This is a genomic window from Egibacteraceae bacterium (assembly GCA_040905805.1).
In the GTDB taxonomy this organism is placed as follows: Bacteria; Actinomycetota; Nitriliruptoria; order Euzebyales; family Egibacteraceae; genus DATLGH01.
The window spans coordinates 50266-71823 of sequence record JBBDQS010000048.1; the positions used below are offsets into that span (position 1 = coordinate 50266).

Genomic DNA, 21558 nt, shown 5'->3' on the forward strand with positions numbered 1-21558 from the left:
GTTGTGCAACGGGAGGACCATGGTCACCGGGGGGGATGAGCACCGCGCTACACGGGTGTTTCCACAGCGTGAACCCTTGGTCGCGCGGGGCCGCGACCGGTGGAACGGTGCTCGGCGCCGAAGCTGTCCGAGGGTTCGGGCAGCCAGCGGCAGGCGACCGCGGCGAGCAGGGCGGACACCGCCATCACCGAGAAGAAGACCGTCGGCCCGGTGAAGAGCAGCAGCGTGAGGTAGGCCAGGGCGCCCACGTTGCCGTACGCCCCGACCAGCCCCGAGATCTGGCCACCGACCCGCCTCTTGACCAGGGGTACGATGGCGTAGGTCGCCCCTTCGCCGGCCTGGACGAAGAACGAGCAGGCCATCACGGCACCGACCGCCAGGGCCACCGGCCACCCGGGGCCGATGGTGGCGACCATCCCGTAACCCGCGGCGAGGCACACCAGCAGCACGAGCAGGGTGCGACGGCGGCTGCCCAGCAGGTCGCTGCACAACCCGCCGGCGGGGCGGGAGCCGAGGTTCATGAACGCGAACGCGCTCCCGGTCGCGCCGGCCGCCACCACCCCGAGCCCGAACGTCTCCCCGAAGAACGTCGGCAGCATCGACACGACGGCGAGCTCCGAGCCGAACGTGACCGCGTACGCCAACGACAGGACCGCCACCGATCGAAACGGGTACGTGTCGTCGTCGGCGTAGGCGCCGTCAAGCGCGGGACGGTTGACGCGCCAGATGCCGCGGACCTGCACGACCAACGCGAGCGCGAGCACGGCCACGACCGCCCACAGCGCCGGGTCGCTCAGCAGGCCGATCCACCGCAAGCGCCAGGCGAGCAGCGCCAGCACGCCGGCCATCGGCACCTGCAGGGCGACGAGACCGATGACCCCGGCGCGACTGGTCACCTCCAGGGCGCCCTGACGCGCCGGCGTGAGGTAGGCGCTGCCGTCGGGGGTGTCGCGCACCGCCCGCAGATAGTACAGCCCGTACGCCAGCGCCATCAGGCCGGTGAGCCCGATGGACCACCGCCACCCGTCGGCGCCCCCGAGGACCGCGGCGACCGCCGGCAGCGTGAAGGCTGCAGCAGCCGACCCGAAGTTGCCCCATCCCCCGTAGATGCCCTCGGCCATGCCCACCTCCCGGGGCGGGAACCACTCGGCGACCATGCGGATGCCGACCACGAAGCCGGCCCCGACGACGGACAGGGCGAGCCGTGCAGCCACCATGAGCTCGAAGGTGGTGGCCAGGGCGAAGACGGTGCAGGGCAGGAACGCGTAGATCAGGATCGCCGCGTACACGCGGCGCGGGCCCCACCGGTCCAGCGCCATGCCGATCAGGACGCGGGCCGGCACCGTCAGCGCCACGTTGCACAGCGCCAGCGTCATGAGCTGGTCGCGGTCCAGTCCCAGCTCACGCCCGATCGTGGAGGCAAACGGCGCGAAGTTGAACCACACGACGAAGGACAGGAAGAACGCGAACCAGGTCAGGTGCAGGATGCGGAAGCGGCCCGAGAACGAGCACAGCGCTCTGAGCCTGCTGGTGGCGGCGGCGGTACGGCGCATGGGGGCGTCTCCACTCGTCGGATGCGGTTCGGGCGGGAGGCGGGCACACGATGCGCGCGGCGTGTGCCGGCACGGCGACGTGGGTGTGTCCGGCAGGAGACGTTTGCGTCGACGGGGTGGGCGACGAAGCGTTCACACGCTGGACACGTGCGCCCAACCGCGGCGAGCAGCAGGTCCACCACCCGGACCGGTTGCGAGCTCCGTTGGTGCGACGGGCAGAGCGCTTCGTGGAGGTGGGCTGGGACGAGGCGCTCGACGTCGCCGCCGACGGCTTCCTGCGCATCCGCGAGCGTGCCGGCGCCGCCGCCAACGCGGTCCTGACCGGGGCGTCCCTGACCAACGAGAAGGCCTACCTGGCCGGCAAGTTCGCCCGGCTGGCCCTGCGCATACCCACGTCGACCCGAACGGGCGGCTGTGCATGTCCTCGGCCGGCGCCGCCGCGGCGCGCAGGTCGCCGTCGTGGACCCGCGTGGGGGCAAGCTGGTGCGCACCGGCGACCTCCACCTGGCGCTGCGTCCCGGCTCGGACGCAGCGCTGGCTGCCGGGCTGCTGCGCGAGCTGGACGTGCTGGGCCTGGTCGACGCCGCGTTCGTGGCCGAGCGCACCGTCGGGTACGACGCGGCGCGCCGTGCGGCCGAGCCGTGGACCCTGGCACGCACCGCCATGGTGACCGGGGTGGCCGGTACCAGCGTCACCGCGCTGGCGCGCCTGCTCGGCCAGAGCCGCCGGGCGTTGCTGCTGCACGCCCGCGGAGCCGAGCAGCAGGTCACCGGAACCGACAACGTCCTGGCCTGGATCAACGTGGCCCTGGCCGCGGGCCACGCCGGCCGACGCGGGTCGGGGATCGTCACGCTGACCGGGCAGCGCAACGGTCAAGGTGCGCGCGAGCACGGGCAGCGCGCCGACCAGCTGCCGGGCTACCGACGCATCGACGACCCTGCCGACCGGGGGGTCGTGGCCGAGCGCTGGGGTGTGGACCCCGCAACGCTGCCCGGACGCGGCCTGACCTACATGGAGATCCTCGCCGCCGCGGGGCGGGGCGAGATCGCCGGCGCGCTGGTGATCTCCACCAATCCCGCCGTGTCCGGCCCGAACTCCGCTGGGGTGCGCGCGAGCCTGGACGCGCTCGACCACCTCGTGGTGGTCGACCCGTTCCTCTCCGAGACCTGCCGCTACGCCAGTGTCGTCCTGCCCGGCTCGACGTTCGCCGAGGACGAAGGCACCGTCACGACCACCGACGGCGGGGTCGTGCGCATCGACCAGGCGGTGGCGCCGCCGGCGCTGCGCGGTGACCTCGACGTGCTGCGCGGGCTCGCCCACCGCTTCGGCGTGCGCCGCCAGTTCGACTTCCACGCGGGCCGGGAGGTGTTCGCGGAGCTGTGCCGGGTCAGCGAGGGTGGCCCCGCCGACTACGCGGGGCTGGACTGGCAGGCGCTCCGGGACCGTGGGGGCATCTTCTGGCCGGCGCCGCACAGCCGACCCGCGGGCACCCCGCGGCTGCACCTCGACCGCTTCGCCCACCCCGATGGACGGGCGCGCTTCACGCCGGTGGTGCCCGTCGGCCCGGTCGTGGTCCCCGACGCCGCGTACCCGCTGGTGCTGGCGACCGGGCGCCACCGCGACCAGTACCTGTCGGGCAACCAGACCCGGCGCATCGCCGACCTGAACCGCCGGGCGCCCGAACCAGTCGTGGAGGTGCACCCCGACGCCGCGGTGACGGCTGGCCTGGTCGAGGGCTCGCGAGCCCGCCTGGTCTCACGCCAGGGTCGGGCGGAGCTCGCCTGGGCCCCGAACCCCGCACTCCGGCCCGACACCCTGTTCGTGCCCTACCACTGGCCGGGGATCAACGAGCTGACCAGTGACGCGCTGGACCCCGTCAGCGGCATCGCGGCGGTCAAGCACACCCCGGTCGCACTGTCCCCGGTCGGTCGCGCCACGGTGGCGCCCACGGCCGAGCCACACCGCCCACCCCGTCACGCGGCGCGCTGACCCGCCCGCACACCCCGGTTGCACTTCAGGCCGCGCCCCGAACAGCCGACGCATAGGGCATCTCGCACAAAAAGCGAGGGCACGACGCCTCAGCCATGCTGGCTCGAAGGGACGAGGAATCGGATGAACGACAACGATGATGAGCTGCTCACGCCTGCGGAGGTCGCGAAGATGTTCGGCGTGGACCCGAAGACGGTCACCCGGTGGGCGAAGGCGGGCAAGCTACCGGCGATCCGCACGCTCGGCGGTCACCGCCGCTACCGCGCCTCGGACGTTCGCCGACTGCTGCGCGGTGACCAGCTCGGCGATCCCGAATCCTGACCACTGCCGCAGCATCTGCGCGCACCGGGCGCAGACGGCGGGTCGACCCGGCGAGCGGCTTCGGGCGTGATCAGGTCTTGATGCGGCCGGTTTCGTATACCCACATCGCGATCTCGACCCGGTTCCTGGCGTGGAGCTTGCGCATGAGGCTGGCGATCAGGACCTCCTTCTCCCGGGCGGTGAGGGGCTCGATGGGCTGCGCGGGCCTCGGTCCGGTGCGGCGGCCGTCGGCGGCCTGACCGACGACGGCGATGCCGGGCTGGGCGTCGAGGATCATGGTGAGGCCGGCCCGGACGATGTCCTGGTCGTCGGCGACGAGCACGCGGATGGTCATCATCGGCTACCGCCCGCTCGTACATGCGGTAGCGGGCGCGCGGGTCATACCGGCGATGGCCCGACGCCTGCAGCGTCCGATAGCGGCGGTGCGCTGACAGCATCAACGCCAACGCACGACCCAGATCACCCATCCCCCGATCCGCAGGTCGAGCCCCCCAACATTCAAGGACAAGTCCGCGGCCGACCTTCCCGCAGGACGGCGGCGACACGTGGCAACCCTGGAGGTGCGGCGGAACTCGGACGGCTTCCGCATCCGCCAACCCAGCGCCAGCACGCAGGTTACCCGGCGGTAGATGGGGTGGGAGGGACAGATATGTCGCCGAGACCCCATCTACCGGCCGGTAACCCGGGGGTGGACCCGAAGGTCTCCGAGATCGGGGCCGTGAGCAGGCGTGCGGGCAGCCCCGGATCCCCGAGCTCCGCGACAGGTCAGCAGAGTCGGCGGCGCCCGCAGCGGCGAGGCCATCGACACGCACGGGCGGTGGCGGTGTAGCGTCAGCACGATGCGCGCCCGCCGGCACGTCACCAGGGACGAGCGCCGGGCGCGGCTCGTCGCCCGCCACCACCTCGCCAGGACCGCCACCGACGTCGCCACGGCCGTGCGCGACCTGGTGGCGGTGCACTCCAGCGACCCGGCGACCCCCTACCTCGCGCTGTGGGCACGCGTGCCGGCGTTCACGGTCGCCGACCTCGACCGTGCGCTCTACGAGGCGCGCTCACTGTGGCGCCTGCACGCCATGCGCCGCACGCTATTCGTCGTGCCCACCGACCGCGCCCCGGTGTTCCAGGCGGCGTGCGGCCGGGAGATCGCGCGCGGGGAGCGACGCAGGCTCGAAGCCTGGGTCGCTCAGGCGCGTGGTGGGGACGACACGCAGCCCTGGCTGCGCGCGGTCGAGGAGGCCACTGCGGCGGTGCTGGCCGACGGCGTCGCCCGTGACACCCGGGAGCTCACGGCCGCGGTCGAGGAGCTGTCGCTGCGCGTCCGTGTGGGATCGGGGCGGTGGGCGAGCGAGGTCTCTCTGGCGTCGCGCCTGCTGCCACTGCTGGCCATCGACGGTGACGTCGTGCGGGCACGCCCGGCCGGGACGTGGCGGTCCAGCCAGTACCAGTGGTCGGATGCCGGGTCATGGTTCGACGCCCGGCTGCCCGACGATCCCACCGTCGGGTCAGATTCTGCGGATGCCGCCGCGATCCTCAGCCGCTGGTGGCTGGGCGCCCACGGGCCGGCGACCCTGACCGACCTGAAGTGGTGGACGGGTTGGACCGTGCGCGCCACCCGGGCTGCCCTGGCGGCCATCGGCGCGGTCGAAGTCGACCTCGACCACCAGTCATCCGGCTGGGTGCTGCCCGACGACGTCGACGCCCCCACGCCTGCCAGTGCCGGCGTCGCGCTGCTGCCGGGGCTCGATCCCACGGTCATGGGGTGGAAGGAGCGCGACTGGTACCTCGGCGACCACGCCGGCCCGCTGTTCGACCGCAACGGCAACGCCGGCCCGACGGTCTGGGTGGAGGGTCGCGTCGTCGGCGGCTGGGGGCAGCGACCCGACGGCGAGGTCGTGACCCGCCTGCTCGAGGACGTCGGCTCGGACGCTGCCGACCGTGTGGCCGCAGAGGCCGCCGCCCTCACCGCGTGGTGCGACGGCACGGTCGCCTTCCCCCGCTTTCCCAGCCCTCTTGGGACCGAGCTGAGCCGGCCTGCGTAGTCCGGGTCGCGGTTTCCGCCACCCGGACGACACAGCACCCGGTGTGGCGGGCGAGCGGGCGTCTTGCCCCCGGGGCCCACCCACGTCACCATGGCCTCGACCATGTCCGACACCCGGCCGGCGGCGCTCGCCGCCCTCCTCGCGCCCGGACGCACCCAGTTGGCCGAGCTCCTCGAGCATCCCGGACAGCTGCACGTCGGGCCGCCGCTGCGCGCCTACACGCTCGCCCTGCTGGCCGAGCGTGCCGGGCCGCTGCTGGTGGTGGTCCCGACCGAACGCGACGCCGAGGGCGCCGGCGACGACCTGGCCGCATTTCTCGGGCAGCGCCAGGTCGCCCACTTCCCGGCATGGGAGACCCTGCCTCACGAGCGCCTGTCCCCCCAGCCCGCCACCGTTGGTCAGCGCCTGCGGGTCCTCGACCGCCTGCGCAAGCCCGAAGGAGGGCTGCGCGCCGTCGTCGCCCCGGTGCGCGCGCTGCTGCAACCCATGGACCCGCGCCTGGGCGAGCGGGAGCCGATCCGCCTGCACCCCGGCTACGCCGGGGGACTCGACGGGCTGGTCGAGGCCCTCGCGACACTGGGGTACGTGCGCACCACCATGGTCGAGAAGCGTGGCGAGTTCGCGGTCCGCGGCGGCATCGTGGACGTGTTCCCCACGGCCAGTGACCACCCGGTGCGGGTGGAGTTCTGGGGCGATGACATCGACGCGGTCCGGGAGTTCGCCGCCGGTGACCAGCGCAGCCTCGGCCCGCTCGCCGAGGTCGCCCTCGACGCGGCACGCGAGCTCGTGCTGGACGCCGAGACGGCCGCCACCGCGCGCCTGCTGGCCGCTCGGATCCCAGCGATGGCCGAGCCGCTGGGCCTGCTCGCGGAGGGCATCGCCTTCGAGGGCATGGAGGCGCTGGTGACCGCCATCCACCCGACCCCGGCCTACCTGCCGGACTTCCTGCCGCCCGACGCCGGGGTCGCGGTCGTCGAGCCGATCCGGACCGCCGACCGGGCCGTGGAGCTGCGCGAGCAGGCCGCCGCGCTGCTGATCGCGGGCTGGGGCACCGAGGGGGCCGCCGAGGGCTCCCTGGACAGCGGCGACGACGTCGTGGGGTTCGCCGAGTGGGACACCGTGCGTGCCCGGGTCCGCGGGCCGCTCTGGGACCTGACGGCATTCGGCGGGCAGGCCGATGTGCCCGGACGAGGATGGGACACCTTCCGCGGTGACATCGCCGCCGCGGCCACACAGGTGCGCCGACTGTCGGCCGACGGCCACACCGTCGTGCTGACCACCGCGGGTCACGGCCCGGCGCTGCGCCTCGCGGAGGTGCTGCGCGACGAGGGGCTGGCCGCGCCGGTCGCCGCGACCGCCCCTGCGCCCGCCAGCGGGCAGGTGACCATCACCGAGTCGCCGTTGCGCGAAGGCTTCCTGTCAGCCGACCTCGGCCTGGCGGTGCTCGGCGAGTGGGACCTCTTCGGGCCGCGCCGCAGCCGGTCGTCGCGTCGGCTGCCCAGCAGGCGTGTCGCGGGCGAAGCGGTCCTGGACCTGACCGAGGGCGACTACATCGTGCACGCCGTCCACGGGGTGGGCCGCTACGCGGGCATGGTCACCCGCGAGCTGCGGGGCCCGACCACCACGGTGGGCGGGGGCACCACCGGGTCGGTCACCCGCGACTACGTGGTGCTGACCTATGCCGACGGGGACCGGCTGTTCGTCCCGAGCGACCAGGTCGACGCCATCACCAAGTACGTGGGTGGCGAGCAGCCGCGGGTCATGCGCATGGGCGGCGGCGACTGGCAGCGCGCCAAGGGCAAGGTCAAGAAGGCCGTTGCCGACATGGCCGCCGAGCTGATCCGCCTGTACTCGGCACGCATGCACGCCGAGGGGCATGCCTTCAGCGTGGACACCGCCTGGCAGACCGAGCTGGAGCACGCCTTCCCCTTCGAGGAGACCCCCGACCAGGTCGCCGCCATCGACGAGGTCAAGCAGGACATGGAGGCTCCTCTGCCGATGGACCGGTTGATCTGCGGCGACGTCGGCTTCGGCAAGACCGAGATCGCCGTGCGGGCAGCGGCCAAGGCGGTGTTCGACGGCAAGCAGGTCGCGGTGCTCGTCCCCACCACCCTGCTCGCCCAGCAGCACGGCGAGACGTTCACCGAGCGCTTCGCGGGCTTTCCCGTCAAGGTCGAGGTGCTGTCGCGCTTCAAGAACCCGAGCGAGCAGAAGGCGATCCTCGACGGGCTCGCAGCCGGCACCGTCGACCTCGTGATCGGCACCCACCGCCTGCTCGGCGCCGACATCGCGTTCAAGGCCCTCGGTCTCATCGTGGTCGACGAGGAGCAGCGCTTCGGCGTCGCGCACAAGGAGAAGCTGAAGGCGCTGCGCACCAGCGTGGACGTGCTCACGATGACCGCGACACCGATCCCCCGCACGATGGAGATGGCGGTCACCGGCATCCGCGACCTGTCAACGATCGACACCCCGCCCGAGGATCGCCAGCCGGTCGTCACCCAGGTGGGTCACTGGGACGAGTCCCTGGCCGCGCTCGCCGTCCGTCGCGAGCTGCTCCGGGAAGGGCAGGTGTTCTGGGTCCACAACCAGGTGTCCACCATCGACGCGGCCGCACAGCGGGTGCGCGAGCTGGCGCCCGGTGCGCGGGTCGAGATGGCCCACGGGCGCATGGACGAGTCCGCGCTGGAACGGGTCATGGTGCGCTTCTGGCAGCGGGAGTTCGATGTCCTGGTCTCGACCACGATCATCGAGTCGGGCCTCGACATCCCGAACGCCAACACCCTCGTGGTCGAGCGGGCGGACCTGCTGGGGCTGGCCCAGCTGCACCAGCTGCGGGGGCGCATCGGTCGCGCCGGGGAGCGCGGGTACGCGTACTTCTTCTTCCCCGAGCAGACGTCGATGACCGAGGAGGCGCACAAGCGCCTGGAGACCATCTCGACGGCCACGGGTCTCGGGCAGGGCCTGTCGATCGCCCTGCGCGACCTGGAGATCCGTGGGGCCGGCAGCGTCGTCGGCGCCGACCAGTCCGGGCATGTCGCCAGCGTCGGCTTCGAGGAGTACGCCCGGCTGATGAAGGAGGCGGTCGAGGAGTTCCGCCGCGGCGGCCGTGCGGTCGAGCCCGAGCCCGAGGTCTCCATCGACCTGCCCGTCGACGCGCACCTGCCGAAGGACTACATCGCCGACGAGGGCTTGCGCCTGGACGCCTACCGCAAGGTCGCCTCCGTGCGCGACGCCGCGGGTGTCAAGGCCGTGCGTGGCGAGCTGACCGACCGTTACGGTGCCCTGCCCCCGCCGGCGGAGCGCCTGCTGGCGGTTGCGGCGCTGCGCGCGGCAGTCCGCCGCTGGGGCGTGACCCACATCACGACCACCCCCCGGCGAACGGTGCGGGTGTCCCCGGTGCAGCTCGCCGACTGGCAGGAGATCCGGCTGTCGCGCGAGCACCGCGATGCCGTCTACAACCCCACGGCGGGCGCGTTGGAGCTGCCACTCGCGCGCGCCGGGGACCTCGTCGGGACGGTCGCTCGCCAGCTCGGGGCGATCCTGTCGGCGCCCCGCCGCTGACATACACTGGCGCACGCCCCCCGCAATCTCCGAGGACGGTCCCATTCCAGTGCGTACTACCACGCTCATTGCTCCTGCCCGCCTGCGTCTTTTGGTGTTCGTGGCCGTGGCGGCGCTGCTCGCCGCGTGCGCCCCGGAAGGCGCGAGCAGCCCGGATGTGGCTGCCACCGTCAACGGTGAGGAGATCCCGATCTCCCTGCTGGAGGAGCGGTTCGAGGCGATCGAGGGCAACCCCCAGTTTGCCGAGCAGGCCGCCCAGGACGAGAGCGGCGAGTTCGGGGACCAGGTGCAGGCTGAGCTCCTCACCGTGCTGATCCGCTCCGAGGTGCTGGAGCAGGGCGCAGCCGAGATGGACGTCGAGCCCACCGACGAGGACATCGAGGCCAAGCGGGCCGAGGTCGTCGAGGAGGTCGGCGGCGACGAGGCCTTCGAGGAGGTCATCGAGACCAACAACCTCACCGAGGAGACCGTCCAGGACCAGATCCGCGAGCTCGCTCTGCAGGACCTGGTGGCCGAAGAGCTCACCGCCGACCTGGACGTCGACGAGGACGAGGTCCAGACCGCCTACGACCAGACGTACGGCACGGCCTCCGCCCGCCACATCCTGCTGGAGACCGAGGAGGCGGCCCAGCAGGCCCGCCAGCGTCTCGAGGACGGCGAGGACTTCGGCGAGTTGGCACAGGAGCTCTCCACCGACCCCAGCGCGGCGGACAACGCCGGTGACCTCGGCGAGTTCACCCGCGGCCAGATGGTCCCCGAGTTCAGCGAGGCGGTCTTCGACGCCGAGGAGGGCGACATCCTCGGGCCGGTGGAGACCGACTTCGGGTTCCACATCATCGAGGTCCAGGAGGTCGATCAGGGCCCCCCGCTCAGCGAGGTCGAGGACGAGCTGCGCGACCAGCTGCTCGAGGGCGAGCGCTCCACCATCGTGGGGGAGTGGCTCACCGAGCAGCTGGAGGAGGCCGAGATCACCGTCAACCCCCGCTTCGGCGAGTGGGACGCCGAACAGGGTGTCGTGACCCCGCCGGGCGGTGCCGAGGACGAGGACGAGGGCGCCGACGGCGGTGCCGACGGGGACACGGTTCCGCCGCCACCGCCTCCCGCGGGCGACGACGACGTTGAACCGACCACCTCGCCGGCCCCGGTTGACCCAGGCCAGGACGAGGACGCCGACGCGGACGCCGACGCCGACGCGGGCGCCGACGAGGGCGCCGACGAGGGCGCCGACGAGGGCGCGGACGCCGACGCGGACGCGGACGCCGACGACGGGTCGTAGCCCGGCCGCCTGCGCGCAACGCCCATGACCGACCAGGCTGCGGCCCGCCTCGTCCTGGTCGACACCTGCGACCAGCTGCCCGGCCTTCTGCCGTTGCACGCCTGGTCGGCGCTGACCCGCAGCGAGCTGGTCCTCGTCGGCTCCGATGACCACCCCTTCCGGAGTCAGCTGCAGCTGGCCGACCTGCCCTGCCGGACGGTCCCGGCCCCCACCGGCGGCGCGCTGGGCCGCACGGACCTGCTCTCGGGGGTCAGCCCCGGGGCCGCACGCCAGGCCGAGCGGGTGGTCGCGCTGGCCGAGCAGCACGGCGAGGTCGCCTACCTGTTCGGGCCGGGCGACGACGAGCCCTTCACCCGCACCCTCGGGATGGAGGCCGCCCGAGCGGGCGTCGAGGTGGAGATGGTCTACTTCGCGTTGGCGCCCAAGGGCGCGCGGCTGCTCGACCTCGTACGTGTGCAGGAGCAGCTCCTGGCTCCCGACGGCTGCCCGTGGGACCGGGAGCAGACGCACGAGAGCCTGCTGCGCTACGCGGTGGAGGAGGTCTACGAACTGGCCGAGGCGGTCACCGCCGGTGACGCCTCCGGGATCCGCGAGGAGCTCGGCGACGTCCTGCTGCAGGTGGTCTTCCACGCGCAGCTGGCCGAGCAGAGCGAGCACCCCGGCGAGCGCTTCACGATCGACGACGTCGCCGGTGGGATCGCGGACAAGCTCGTGCGCCGCCACCCGCACGTCTTCGGCGACGCACAGGCGACGACGGCCTCCTCGGTGATGGCCAGCTGGGAGGAGCTCAAGGCGGCGGAGAAACCCGAACGCGACGGGGTGTTCGACGGGGTGGTCGCCGCCCAGCCGGCGCTCGGCTACGTCGGCAAGCTGCAGTCCCGCGCGGCGCGCGCCGGCTTCGACTGGGAGCACGACGCCGACGCCGTCGCACGGGTGCGCGCCGAGCTCGACGAGCTGCTCGCCGCCGAGGACGCCGACCGCCGCGCAGAGGAGGTCGGCGACCTGCTGATGAGCGTCGCCGGGCTCGCCCGCCGTCTGGGTGTCGACGCGGAGTCGGCGCTGCGCGGCGCCGCCCACCGGTTCCGCACGCGGTTCGCGGCCATGGTGGCGCTCGCCGAGCGGCCCCTGGCGGAGCTGTCGCGCGCCGAGTGGCTCGCGTTGTGGGAGCGGGCCAAGCGCGCCGAGGCCTGACCCGGTCGATGGTGGCCGGGCAGGGCAGAATGGGCGTCGACACCGCAAACGAGGAGGCATGCCATGGCTGTCCAGCCGCTCGGGCTGCACCACGTGACCGCGATCGCCACCGACCCCGCCCGCAACGTGGAGTTCTACTCCCGCGCGCTGGGGCTGCGGCTGATCAAGCAGACGGTCAACTTCGACGCGCCCGACACCTACCACCTGTACTACGGCGACAACGTCGGGACGCCCGGAACGGTCATGACGTTCTTCCCCTGGCCCGGCTCACCCCGGGGCCGCCATGGCACCGGGCAGGCCACGACCACGTCCTTCTCGATCCCCGAGGCCTCGCTCGGCTACTGGAAGAACCGCCTCGAGCAGCTCGGCGTCGAGGTCATGGATGCGGTGACGCGCAGCAGCGAGGACGCGCTCACGTTCGCCGACCCCGACGGCCTACGCGTCGAGCTCGTCGCCCATCCGGGGGCGAACGGCGCCGTGGCATGGGAGCGCAGCGACGTGCCGGGCGACCACCAGATCCGCGGGTTCCACTCGGTGACGTTGACCGAGACCATGGCTGATGCCACCGCCCGGATGCTGCTGGAGCAGCTCGGCTTCACGCTGGTCGAGGAGGCCAGCGACCGGTGGCGCTTCGCGGTCGGGGAGGGCGGCCCCGGCCGCCAGGTGGACGTGCTGGTGGAGCCCGAGGCGCCGGACGGGCTGGTCGCGGCCGGCACCGTGCACCACATCGCCTGGCGCGCCCCCGACGACGCCAGCCAGGAGCTCTGGCGGGAGGAGCTGGTGGAGCAGGGCGTGTCGGTCACGCCCATCATCGACCGGCAGTACTTCCACTCCATCTACTTCCGCGAGCCAGGAGGGGTCCTGCTGGAGGTGGCGACCGACCCCCCCGGCTTCGATATCGACGAGCCGCTCCTGGAGCTCGGCCGCAGGCTGCAGCTGCCCCCGTGGCTGGAGCCCAGTCGCGAGCAGATCGAACGGACCCTGCCGGACCTGAAGCTCGTCGAGGACCGTGCCGCCGAGGCCGCCGAGACCGAGGCCGCCGAGACCGAGGGTGACGCGTGACCGACGGGGACTTCACGCACCGCTTCATCCCCGGCACGGACCCGTCGGCGCCGACCCTGCTGCTGCTCCACGGCACCGGCGGCACCGAGGACGACCTGCTGCCGCTGGCGGGTCACCTCAGCCCGGGCAGCGGGGTGCTCAGCCCCCGCGGCAAGGTCACCGAGCAGGGGATGAACCGATGGTTCCGGCGCCTTGCGGAGGGGGTGTTCGACCGGGAGGACATCGTCGCCAGAGCCGGCGAGCTGGCCGCCTTCGTGGGCGCTGCCGCCCACGAACACGGCTTCGAGCCGAGTCGGGTGGTCGCGGTCGGGTTCTCCAACGGCGCGAACATCGCCGCGGCGCTGCTCCTGCTGCATCCCCGGGTGCTGCGCGGCGCCGCGCTGTTCTCGTCGATGCTGCCGCTGCGGCCCGACACCCCGCCCGACCTCGGCCATGCCGGGGTGTTCATGAGCTCGGGTCGGGTCGACCCGATGGCCCCGCCCGGCCAGGCCGAGGCGCTGGCCACGCTGCTGACCGACGCCGGCGCGGCCGTCACCCTCCAGTGGCACGACGCCGGCCACCGCCTCGGGCCCGAGCAGCTCCCCCCGGCCCGGGACTGGCTGACCAAGCTGGCGACGGCGATGGCCGGCGGGTCGAGCACGCTGCCCTGACCCCCGGTGCGCCGTGGCGTCCGGCCGGCCAGGGTTGCGCGCCGCACCACGGGGAACCCTCCACCGATCGCGTCGTCCGTGTACCGAGGAGGGCCACCAGATGAGTGACGTCCACACCAATCCCAACGACAAGCCGGTCACCGGCACGCCTCGCGCCGACCAGCGAGACGAGTACACGTTGCGCATCCCCAAGCCGGGCGGCGGCGGGCCCGTGCGCGGGGCGATCAAGACGACCGAGTTCTGGATGACCATCGCCCTGGTGTTGCTGGTCCTGCTGGCGGCCTACGTCGGCGGGGACTCGCTGGAGCGCGTCGACGGATGGCGTTTCGCCACGTGGGCGGTCATGGCGTACGTGATCAGCCGTGGGCTCGCCAAGCTCGGCAACCGCGCCGACGCGAGCCACGACCTGGAGCCTGCGCGCCACCGGTGAGCGGTGCGCAGGCCCGGCCGTCCGCCGCCTCAACTGGCCGGGCCCTGCTCGCGGGCTCGCGCGGTCCCGCCCAGCCGCCCGTCGTACCGCTATGGTTTGCCTGTCGGGGCGGGTGCTGTGGCACTACGTCCGCGTCGAGCATGCGAGGAGCCATTGATGGGGCGAGCGACAGCACTGCTGGTCGTGGTCCTGGTCGCCGGCGGTTGCGGGGGTGGCCAGGACGAGGTGGCAGGCGCTACGGCGGGCACGGCGGTCGAGGAGGAGCGCTACCTGAATCACCTGCGCACCCGTGACGCGCTGTTCCAGGACGCCGATGCGGCCGACCTGATCGCCACGGGCCGAGCTGTGTGCGACCAGCTCGACCAGGGCGCCGACGCCGCGACCGCCGCCGGCGCCACGCCCGACGACTGGACCGCCCACCAGTCCGAGACGCTCACGCGGGCGGCCATCAGTAACTACTGCCGCCAGCACCTGGCCCCGTAGGCTCGCCGGGCGCGCGATCGGGTTCGCGACGGACGTCCCCCGTGGTGGGTGTGGCAGGTGTTGTGTCGATAGTCTCGAGAGGCGTAGAGTTGACCGTTCCTGACCAACGGGGAGTGTGAACCTCAAGTGGAGATCGAGAGTTTACGGGCCCGGGAGCTGCTGGATTCCCGCGGCCATCCCACCGTGGAGGTGGACGTCAGGCTCGTCGACGGCTCGTTTGGCCGCGCTGCGGTGCCGAGCGGGGCGTCGACCGGCCAGTTCGAGGCGGTCGAGCTGCGTGACGGCGGTGCGCGTTTCGGGGGCAAGGGCGTGCTCCGTGCCGTCGCCAACGTCCACCAGCAGATCGCCCCCGCCCTGGTCGGCGGCGACGCCAGCGACCAGCGCGCGGTCGACCAGCTGCTGGTGGCCCTCGACGGCACCGACGACAAGTCGCACCTCGGCGCCAACGCGCTGCTCGGTGTGAGCCTGGCGGTGGCCAAGGCCGCGGCAGCTTCCCACGGCCTGCCCCTCTACGCCTACCTCGGCGGCCCGAACGCCCACCTGCTGCCCGTGCCGATGATGAACATCATCAACGGGGGCTCCCACGCGGACTCGAACGTCGACTTCCAGGAGTTCATGATCGCGCCCGTCGGCGCCGCGTCCTTCGCCGAGGCCGTGCGCATGGGCGCGGAGGTCTACCACGCGCTGAAGGCGGTCCTGTCGCGCCGTGGCTTGTCGACGGGCCTGGGGGACGAGGGCGGCTTCGCTCCGGACCTGGCGTCCAACTCCGCAGCTCTGGACCTCATCCTGGAGGCCGTCGAGGGGGCCGGCTACACCCCTGGCCACGACGTGGCGCTGGCCTTGGACACCGCCTCGAGCGAGTTCCACGAGGACGGCCGCTACGAGCTCGCGGGCGAAGGTCGCAGCCTGGCCGCCGCCGACATGGTCGACCTGTTCGCCGACCTCGTGGACCGCTACCCCATCGTGTCCATCGAGGACGGCTTGGACGAGAACGACTGGGACGGCTGGCGCACCCTGACCGCGCGCATCGGGGATCGGTGCCAGCTGGTCGGCGACGACCTGTTCGTCACCAACGTCGAACGGGTGCGCCGCGGCATCGCCGAGGGCAGCGCCAACAGTGTCCTGATCAAGGTCAACCAGATCGGCACCCTCACCGAGACGCTGCAAGCCATGGACCTCACCCATCGGGCGGGCTGGACGTGCATGGTGAGCCACCGGTCCGGTGAGACGGAGGACACGACCATCGCGGACCTGGTGGTGGCCACCAACGCCGGCCAGATCAAGACCGGGGCGCCCGCGCGCAGCGACCGGGTCGCCAAGTACAACCAGCTGTTGCGCATCGAGGAGCAGCTGGGGGACACGGCACGCTACGCGGGCGTCCGGGCCTTCCCGCGCGTCGTGCGGGACACCGGATGACGGCTGGCCGGGCACGGCAGCCCGCGCGGAGCCGCACGACCGGGCCGGCCGCAACGCGCGGCGGGCGCTCCGCGGCCCCGGCCAGGAAGCGCGCTCCGGCCAAGACGCCCGCTCCGGCCACCAAGCGCGCCTCGGCCACGAAGCGCGCTCCGGCCACGAAGCGCGCCTCGGCCACGAAGCGCACGACGGCCAAGAAGCGCACGACGGCCCGGCGCCGGGAGCCGGGGCGGCTGCGGCGCGTCCTCACCGGCGACCGCGTCTACGTGTTCGTGTTCATCGGGGTGGTGGCGGCGCTGGTCGCCATGGCGATCAGCCCGCTGCAGAACTTCACCGCGGCGGCCGACCGAGTCGACGGGCTGACCGAGACCCGTGACGTGCTGCGCGAGGAGGTCGACCGCCTCGAGGAGCGCCGCGAACGCCTGCAGGACCCCGAGGAGGTCGAGCTGATGGCGCGCGCACACCTGGGCCTGGTCAAGCCAGGCGAGGTGCCGTTCGTCGTGGTCACGCCCGAATCGGAGCGGGAGCCCGTCGATCTTGCACGTCCCGAGGGCGCCGAGGGGGACCCGGAGCCCGACGGGGCCTGGTACCACCGGCTCGGGCGCTGGCTGAGCGACCTCATGCCCTGAGGCCGGTATTGCGCACGGAGCGGCCGCTCGTCACGCTGGCGACATGGACGATGCCCTGCGGCCGGCCCCCGACGCCTCTTACGAGACCCAGCTCGCCCGTGACCCCCTGGACGACGCCGACGCCGACGTGGCCGCACGGATGATCGGGCGACCGCTGCGCGGGCGGTCTGCGGCGGCGGTGCGCTGCGGCTGGGGTCTGCCCGCGGTCCTGCGGGTCAGCCCCCGCCTGGAGGACGGCACCCCGTTCCCCACGCTGTTCTGGCTGGCGTGCCCGCTGGCGAACAAGCACATCGGGCGCTTGGAGGCGGAGGGCACCATGGTCGGGCTGAACGAGGCGCTGGCAGACGACGAGGCCCTGGCGTCCGCCTACGGCGCCGCCCACGAGCGGTACGTGGCCGCGCGTGACGGGCTGGGACCGCCCGTGCCCGGCAGCCCGAGCGCGGGCGGGATGCCCGGTCGGGTCAAGTGCCTGCACAGCCTGTACGCCCACCACCTCGCCACGCGCGACAACCCGGTGGGCGAGCGCGTGGCAAAGCTGGTCGAGCCGATGGACTGCCCGGCCCCCTGCGTGACCCCGACCGAGCGGTGAGGGTCGCCGCCGTCGACGTGGGCACCAACTCGGTGCGCCTGCTCGTCGCGGAGACGGGCGACCCGCTCACCGAGGTCGCCCGTGAGATGCGCATCACGCGGCTGGGGTCGGGGGTCGACGCCACCGGCCACCTCGACGACGCCGCGCTCGCCCGGACGCTCGACTGCATCGATGACTACGCGCAGCGCTGGACCGCCCTGGAGGCGGATCGGGTGCGGGTCACCGCGACCAGCGCGGTCCGCGACGCCGCGGACCGCGATCGCTTCTTCGACGGTGTCGCGGACCGCACCGGCGTGCGCCCCGAGGTGCTCACCGGCGACGAGGAGGCCCGGACGGCGTTCGCGGGCGCGACCCGCTCGGTGACGGGGACCGTCGCGCCGGTCCTCGTCCTCGACATCGGCGGGGGGTCCACCGAGCTGATCATCGGCGAGCAGGAGCCGCACGCCATGGTGAGCCTCCAGCTCGGCTGCGTGCGGCTGACCGAGAGCCGGCTCGGTGGGGATCCCCCCACCGTCGCGCAGCTGGCCGCAGCCCGCCGAACCGTGGACGGGCACCTCGCGGATGCCGACGAGCGTCTGGACGCCGGCGCCGCCCGGTCCCTCGTGGGGGTCGCCGGGACGGTCACCACGTTGGCCGCCCTGCACCTGGGGTTGCCCGCGTACCTGCCCGAGCGCATCCACGGGTGCCGCGTGCCCGTCGCCGGCGTGCGGGCGCTGAACGATCGGCTCGCGGGCATGCGCACCCGCGAGATCGGTGCGCTCGGTGCCATGGCCCCGGGCCGGGAGGACGTGATCGTCGGTGGCGCGATCATCCTGGAGCGGGTCATGTCGCGCTACGGCTTCGCCGAGGTCCTGGTCAGCGAGGCCGACATCCTCGACGGGTTGGCCCTCGCCCTCCTGGAGGGATGACCCGCCGGGCTACGCGCGCCCTATCGCGGCGACGAGGTCGCTTCGGGTGACGATGCCCACGACCCGCCGGTGCTCGTCCACGACGGGCACCCGCGAGAGGTGGCGGGCGACGATCAGGGTGGCGACGTCCTCGACCGTGGCCTCGGGTCCCACCCACGGCGGGTCATCGTCCATCAGCTCGCCGACCGTCCCGCCAAGGGCGTGGCGGACGTCCTCGTCGAAGCGGTGGCGCTCGCCCGGCAGCGGGAAGTAGGCGCCCAGGATCTCCACGACCGTGGGGCCGTGCAGGCGGGCCTCGGAGACGATCAGGTCGTCGTCGTCGAGGAGCCCCACAAGGCGGCCCTCCGAGTCGACGACCGGGGCGCCGCTGATCCCGCGGCGGCTCAGCAAGGCGACGGCCTCCTCGACGCTGGTGTCGACGGCGACGGTGACCAGGTCGGTCGTCATGATCTGGGTGACAGGCAGCTCGCGGGGCATGGCCGAAGCCTATCCCCGGCGGACCGGGAATGCGGTGGCCTCACTCCGGCTCCTACGCTGTGGGCCGCCGAACCGACACCAGGAGGCCGCAGCCGTGTCCACCCCGCCGTCGTTGTGGGCAACGCCCCGCCCGTTCCGCCGAGCGCTGGTGGTCGTGGCCCATCCCGATGACGCGGAGTTCGGTGCGGCAGCGACCATCGCCCGATGGGTCGACGAGGGCACCGAGGTGCGCTACGTGGTCGCGACCGACGGCGCTGCCGGGTCCCCGGACCCGACCATGACCCGCGAGCGGCTCGTGCCGCTGCGCGTCGAGGAGCAGCGCGCTGCCGCCGGCGAGCTCGGCGTCACCGACATCGTGTTCCTCGGTCACCCCGACGGGCATCTGCAGGCCACGATCCCCGTGCGGCGCCAGGTCGCGGCCGAGATCCGCCGGCACCGGCCCGAGGTCGTGCTCACCCTGAACCCCGAGATCCGGTGGACCGAGCGGGGCACCGTGAACCACCCGGACCACCGGGCGGTCGGGGACCTCGTGCTGCACTCCATCAACCCGGCCGCATCCAGCCGGCTCTGGGACCAGACGCTGCTCGACGAGGGCTTGGAACCCTGGGACGTCAGCGAGCTCTGGCTCATGAGCTTCGGCGGCGGACCGCACCACGTCGACGTCACCGACACCTTCGATCGCAAGATCGCCGCCCTGCGCTGCCACGCCTCCCAGCTGGGGGAGCGGGACCCCGAGGAGCGCATGCGCGCCATGGCGGCCCTGCACGGGCAGGCGGTCGGCGTGGCCCTCTCCGAGGCGTTCACGGTCCTGCGCTTCCGCGACCTCGAGGGGTGACGCCCGGTCGGTCCGCAGAGCCGGGAACGGATGGATCGGCCCGGACGTGCAAGGATGGGCTCACTATGATGATGAGTCCCCGCACCCAGAAGACCGTCGTGAGCGTGCTTGTCGTGGTGATCGGGCTGGCCATGGTGCTGGCCCTGATCGGACGCGGCGGCTGACCCACGCCGGGCACCGTCCGGACACGCACGGCAGATCCCCCCGGTAGGTTCGGTGGGATGGATCCCTGGTCCGTGCTGGTCCGTGCGCTCGACGACCTGCCCGCCGAGTCGCTCACGCCCCCGGTGGGCGGGAGGCTCGGCGCGGCGCTCGTCCTGCTCGGCGATCCCGACGGGACCGGCGACCTCGACGTCGTCCTGACCCGCCGACGCGATGACCTGGCCACCCACCCAGGCCAGCTCTCCTTTCCCGGCGGGCGGGTCGAGACGGGTGAGACGGTCGAGGACGCGGCGGTGCGTGAGGCGATGGAGGAGGTGGCGCTCTCCTCGGGATCGGCGCAGGTGCTCGGGCGCCTGCCGGCCTTCTACATCGCGCCCTCGCGGTTCTGGCTGCAGCCGGTCGTGGCGCGCTGGCACGCCCCGCACCCGCTCACCGCCGCGGAGGCGGAGGTCGCCGAGATCCTCCTGACCCCGTTGGCGACCCTGCGCGACCCGGCGGCGTGGAGGGTGGTGCGGCTGCCGACGGCCGGCCGGACGTGGGCCTGGCAGCTCGACGAGCGCCACCTGCTGTGGGGCGCGACCGCGGTGGTGACCGCCACCGTGCTCGGGATGCTGGACGCGCGCTGGCACGGCGACACCGACCTCGCAGACCTGCCTGCCGAGCGGGAGGTGCGGCCGTGGGAGACCGCGCCCCGGGCTGCGCCCGCCGGGGGGGTCGCGCAGCTGGCGGGACTGGCGGAGCGTCTGATCTCCGCGGTCCCGGTCGACCAGGGCGGCGGCGCGCAGCCGACGCCGGTGATGGTGGCCGCGGCGGGGCGCGCCCTGGCCGCGGCCGTGACGCGGTCCTCCGCAGCCACCTCGGGCCCGGTGCTCGTGCTGGCCGGCGGGGGCGGCAACGGCGCCGTGGGGCTGGCGGCGGCCGGACTGCTGCGGGCTGCCGGCCGAGAGGTGCGGGTGGTGCTGGATCGTCCCGCCGACCGCCTGGCCCCGGTGGCCGCTGCCCCCGCCCGTGCGGTCGCTGCCGTCTCGGCCATCTACGACGGTGCCCTGCTGCCCCCGGCCGGGCTCGTGGTGGACGCCCTGGTCGGTGGGGGGCTCTGCGGGGAGCTCGGCGGGCAGCCGCGCGAGCTCGTGCTGGCGCTGCGTCACCAGTCGGCACCGGTCGTGGCGGTGGACACGCCGAGCGGTTTGCACCCCCTGCGCGGCCTGGTCGGTGCGTGCGTGCCGGCGGACGTCACGGTGGCGCTGGGCGCGCTGCGACCGGGGCTGCTCGGTCGGGGCATGGGACCGTTCGTGGGCGACCTCTACCTGGCCGGTCTCGACGCGCAGGCTGACACCCTCGTGCGACTCGTGCCCGACACCGCGGTTACGCTGGCGGCGCAGGATCAGCCGGTCGGCCCGGATGGCGTAATCAGGCAGCCGCGGGGGCCTTAAAAGCCCCTGTCCCTCGGGACGTGTGGGTTCGAGTCCCACTCCGGGCACCAGTTCTGCGGACTCACCGAGGATGCGATCGGAGGCATAGCGATGACGCTGACGGAGATCCTCGAGAGCTGGCTGCGCGACACTGAGCAGGCGCATGGCAGTCCGCCGTGCGGCGTGGTCGTCGCGCCGGAGCTGTTCGCCCATCTCGCCGAGGAACAGGGCCGCGCCGAACCCATCGTCGGCGAGCTGGCCGTTCTCCGCGTTGCAACGGACGGTCCGGCCCGCGCAGATCTGCCGGTCTTCGACGAGATGATCGAGATCTCGGGACCCGATCGCGTGAGCATCTATGTCGGCGTGGATCCGCTGGCGAGCACCTTCCCGCTGGGGCTCGACCCGGAGATGCCGGTCGTCTTCGTGCCCGTGCCGCCTGATCGGCTCGACGACTGGGCTCAGCTGGAGACGTACAGCCAGCTGCGGTGGTTTGGTGTCAGCCCGGCGGAGGCGATGGTCGGCGCCCACCAGTAGACCCCGGATGCGACCGCGTATCGCAGCTGCGACCGTGATCCACC

The 21558-nt window shown here is 73.2% G+C and carries 20 protein-coding genes and 1 tRNA gene; 18 read left to right on the forward strand and 3 right to left on the reverse strand.

Annotated features, from left to right (window positions below; translation table 11 throughout):
* Positions 1 to 47 precede the first annotated feature (47 nt).
* Positions 48 to 1553, reverse strand: coding sequence for a NarK family nitrate/nitrite MFS transporter (locus WD250_05815; protein ID MEX2619717.1), 1506 nt, complete (start codon positions 1551 to 1553; stop codon positions 48 to 50).
* Positions 1554 to 1967: 414 nt separating this feature from the next.
* Between WD250_05815 and WD250_05820 the strand changes: the two genes are divergently transcribed.
* Both WD250_05820 and WD250_05825 read left to right on the forward strand, forming a co-directional pair.
* Positions 1968 to 3542 (forward strand): molybdopterin dinucleotide binding domain-containing protein, encoded by a 1575-nt coding sequence (locus tag WD250_05820; GenBank protein MEX2619718.1) that lies wholly within the window; start codon positions 1968 to 1970, stop codon positions 3540 to 3542.
* Positions 3543 to 3665: 123 nt separating this feature from the next.
* Positions 3666 to 3863, forward strand: a complete 198-nt coding sequence (locus WD250_05825) for a BldC family transcriptional regulator (GenBank protein MEX2619719.1) — start codon at positions 3666 to 3668, stop codon at positions 3861 to 3863.
* A 70-nt stretch (positions 3864 to 3933) separates the two neighbouring features.
* Here the strand turns inward: WD250_05825 and WD250_05830 are convergent, their stop codons facing one another.
* Positions 3934 to 4200 (reverse strand): hypothetical protein, encoded by a 267-nt coding sequence (locus WD250_05830; GenBank protein MEX2619720.1) that lies wholly within the window; start codon positions 4198 to 4200, stop codon positions 3934 to 3936.
* A gap of 502 nt (positions 4201 to 4702) precedes the next feature.
* Between WD250_05830 and WD250_05835 the strand changes: the two genes are divergently transcribed.
* From WD250_05835 to WD250_05890, 12 genes are all read left to right on the forward strand, one after another.
* Positions 4703 to 5902, forward strand: coding sequence for a winged helix DNA-binding domain-containing protein (locus WD250_05835; protein ID MEX2619721.1), 1200 nt, complete (start codon positions 4703 to 4705; stop codon positions 5900 to 5902).
* A 102-nt stretch (positions 5903 to 6004) separates the two neighbouring features.
* A complete protein-coding gene (gene mfd / locus WD250_05840) occupies positions 6005 to 9463 on the forward strand; it encodes a transcription-repair coupling factor (GenBank protein ID MEX2619722.1) in 3459 nt (1152 codons plus the stop codon).
* Positions 9464 to 9512: 49 nt separating this feature from the next.
* Positions 9513 to 10739, forward strand: coding sequence for a peptidylprolyl isomerase (locus WD250_05845; GenBank protein MEX2619723.1), 1227 nt, complete (start codon positions 9513 to 9515; stop codon positions 10737 to 10739).
* A gap of 24 nt (positions 10740 to 10763) precedes the next feature.
* Positions 10764 to 11930 carry a nucleoside triphosphate pyrophosphohydrolase gene (gene mazG / locus WD250_05850; GenBank protein ID MEX2619724.1) on the forward strand — a complete coding sequence of 389 codons (1167 nt, stop codon included), beginning with the start codon at positions 10764 to 10766 and terminating at the stop codon, positions 11928 to 11930.
* Between the two features lie 63 nt (positions 11931 to 11993).
* Positions 11994 to 12992: a ring-cleaving dioxygenase gene (locus WD250_05855; protein ID MEX2619725.1), complete on the forward strand. Its 999-nt coding sequence runs from the start codon at positions 11994 to 11996 to the stop codon at positions 12990 to 12992.
* Entirely contained in the window at positions 12989 to 13642 is a 654-nt protein-coding gene (locus WD250_05860; GenBank protein ID MEX2619726.1) for an alpha/beta hydrolase, read from the forward strand. Before WD250_05855 ends, WD250_05860 begins: the two co-directional genes overlap by 4 nt.
* A gap of 100 nt (positions 13643 to 13742) precedes the next feature.
* On the forward strand, positions 13743 to 14072 hold the full coding sequence (locus WD250_05865; protein ID MEX2619727.1) for a hypothetical protein: 330 nt from the start codon (positions 13743 to 13745) through the stop codon (positions 14070 to 14072).
* Positions 14073 to 14228: 156 nt separating this feature from the next.
* Positions 14229 to 14555, forward strand: a complete 327-nt coding sequence (locus WD250_05870; protein MEX2619728.1) for a DUF732 domain-containing protein — start codon at positions 14229 to 14231, stop codon at positions 14553 to 14555.
* Between the two features lie 126 nt (positions 14556 to 14681).
* Positions 14682 to 15971: a phosphopyruvate hydratase gene (gene eno / locus WD250_05875; GenBank protein MEX2619729.1), complete on the forward strand. Its 1290-nt coding sequence runs from the start codon at positions 14682 to 14684 to the stop codon at positions 15969 to 15971.
* Complete coding sequence (locus WD250_05880; GenBank protein ID MEX2619730.1) at positions 15968 to 16597, forward strand: septum formation initiator family protein; 630 nt, start codon at positions 15968 to 15970, stop codon at positions 16595 to 16597. Before eno ends, WD250_05880 begins: the two co-directional genes overlap by 4 nt.
* A gap of 43 nt (positions 16598 to 16640) precedes the next feature.
* A complete protein-coding gene (locus tag WD250_05885) occupies positions 16641 to 17186 on the forward strand; it encodes a DUF501 domain-containing protein (protein MEX2619731.1) in 546 nt (181 codons plus the stop codon).
* The gene (locus tag WD250_05890; GenBank protein ID MEX2619732.1) at positions 17183 to 18094 is read left to right on the forward strand and encodes a Ppx/GppA phosphatase family protein; all 912 of its coding nucleotides are present in this window, start codon (positions 17183 to 17185) and stop codon (positions 18092 to 18094) included. The genes WD250_05885 and WD250_05890 overlap by 4 nt, the downstream gene beginning before the upstream one ends.
* A gap of 9 nt (positions 18095 to 18103) precedes the next feature.
* On the opposite strand, the gene WD250_05895 is transcribed toward WD250_05890, so the two are convergent.
* Positions 18104 to 18571, reverse strand: a complete 468-nt coding sequence (locus WD250_05895; GenBank protein ID MEX2619733.1) for a CBS domain-containing protein — start codon at positions 18569 to 18571, stop codon at positions 18104 to 18106.
* 94 nt (positions 18572 to 18665) lie between these two features.
* Between WD250_05895 and WD250_05900 the strand changes: the two genes are divergently transcribed.
* The 4 genes from WD250_05900 to WD250_05915 all read left to right on the forward strand — a co-directional run bounded on the left by WD250_05900 (position 18666) and on the right by WD250_05915 (position 21514).
* Entirely contained in the window at positions 18666 to 19406 is a 741-nt protein-coding gene (locus tag WD250_05900; protein ID MEX2619734.1) for a PIG-L deacetylase family protein, read from the forward strand.
* Positions 19407 to 19627: 221 nt separating this feature from the next.
* Positions 19628 to 21001, forward strand: coding sequence for an NAD(P)H-hydrate epimerase (locus tag WD250_05905; protein ID MEX2619735.1), 1374 nt, complete (start codon positions 19628 to 19630; stop codon positions 20999 to 21001).
* Positions 20964 to 21051: transfer RNA gene (locus WD250_05910), tRNA-Leu, on the forward strand. Before WD250_05905 ends, WD250_05910 begins: the two co-directional genes overlap by 38 nt.
* Positions 21052 to 21091: 40 nt before the next feature.
* The gene (locus tag WD250_05915) at positions 21092 to 21514 is read left to right on the forward strand and encodes a hypothetical protein (GenBank protein ID MEX2619736.1); all 423 of its coding nucleotides are present in this window, start codon (positions 21092 to 21094) and stop codon (positions 21512 to 21514) included.
* Positions 21515 to 21558: the final 44 nt, after the last annotated feature.